Annotated in this window: 1 protein-coding gene; it reads left to right on the top strand. The window is 70.6% G+C overall.

The genetic code is table 11. The features are described from left to right. The coding region (locus NS220_RS18930; RefSeq protein WP_153004389.1) for a chorismate synthase at window positions 1-562 on the top strand (562 nt) is incomplete at both ends.

The raw sequence follows: 562 nt of genomic DNA, 5'->3' as shown, positions 1-562 counted from the left end.
CCATGGTCGCCGAGATCGACGCGGCGAAGAAGGACGGCGACACCCTCGGCGGGGTCGTCGAGGTGCTCGCCTACGGTCTGCCTCCGGGGCTCGGCTCCCACGTGCAGTGGGATCGTCGACTGGATGCCAAGCTCGCCCAGGCGCTCATGAGCATTCAGGCGATCAAGGGCGTGGAGGTGGGCGACGGCTTCCTCACCACCACGCGCCGGGGGTCGCAGGCGCACGACGAGCTCTTCGCCACCGGGGAGGGCATCACGCGCTCGTCGGATCGGGCGGGAGGGACCGAGGGCGGAATGTCGACGGGCACCGTGCTGCGCGTGCGCGCGGGCATGAAGCCGATCGCCACGATCCCCAAGGCCCTGCGCACGGTCGACGTCTCCACCGGTGACACCGCGGCCGCACATCACCAGCGTTCCGACGTCTGCGCCGTACCGGCAGCCGGCGTGGTGGCCGAGGCCATGGTCGCGATCACCCTCGCCGACCAGGTCCTGGAGAAGTTCGGCGGCGACAACATCGCCGAGACCCGCCGCAACCTCCAGTCCTACCTCGCGAACCTCCCCGA

This window comes from Microbacterium testaceum, from assembly GCF_001476655.1.
GTDB classification, from domain to species: domain Bacteria; phylum Actinomycetota; class Actinomycetes; order Actinomycetales; family Microbacteriaceae; genus Microbacterium; species Microbacterium testaceum_C.
The sequence above is the reverse complement of the archived record's forward strand: the minus strand, read 5'-3'. Positions and strand labels throughout refer to the sequence as shown.